This window comes from Acidithiobacillus ferriphilus (assembly GCF_018854775.1).
In the GTDB taxonomy this organism is placed as follows: domain Bacteria; phylum Pseudomonadota; class Gammaproteobacteria; order Acidithiobacillales; family Acidithiobacillaceae; genus Acidithiobacillus; species Acidithiobacillus ferriphilus.
The window spans coordinates 1-540 of record NZ_JAAZTY010000250.1 but is presented as its reverse complement, the minus strand read 5'-3'; the positions used below and the strand labels follow the sequence as shown (position 1 = coordinate 540).

At 49.4% G+C, this 540-nt stretch carries 1 pseudogene; it reads right to left on the bottom strand.

Annotated elements, in window-relative coordinates:
• Nucleotides 1-335, bottom strand: a pseudogene (rbcL, locus tag HF921_RS12960) (ribulose-bisphosphate carboxylase large subunit); the annotation flags it as partial.
• Nucleotides 336-540 lie beyond the last annotated feature (205 nt).

The window sequence follows — 540 nt, the reverse complement described above, 5'->3', positions numbered from 1 at the left end:
GAGGTGAAGACGTTGACCACGGACCCCTCTTCAAACAAATCTATGGGATAGGCAACGAACGCGTAAAAACAGGTGTCATCGCCCGGCACATCTTCAATGCGATAGGCGCGGCCTTTGTAGTAATCCATGTCGGTCAACAAATCGGTCCACACCGTGGTCCATGTGCCGGTAGAAGACTCGGCGGCTACCGCGGCGGCGGCTTCCTCACGATCCACCCCCGGTTGCGGCGTAATCTTGAAACAGGCTAGGATATCGGAATCCAAAGGCACGTACTCGGGGGCCCAATAGGTCTGCCGGTAGTCCTTTACACCGGCCTCATACGTTTTTACGGCCATGTTTGCTCTCCTTGTGTCATGGTAGACAACGACGATTGAAGCCACTGATTGGGTTCCAATGCTTGATTGGCATTGTGGATGATCTTCTAATTTATAAAAGTAAAATATATTTACTATTATGATTTACCATGATTTACTATTGACATGTCTATCCGCCACGCTACATTGCACCAACTCAAAATCTTCGCTGCCGTAGCTCGACACA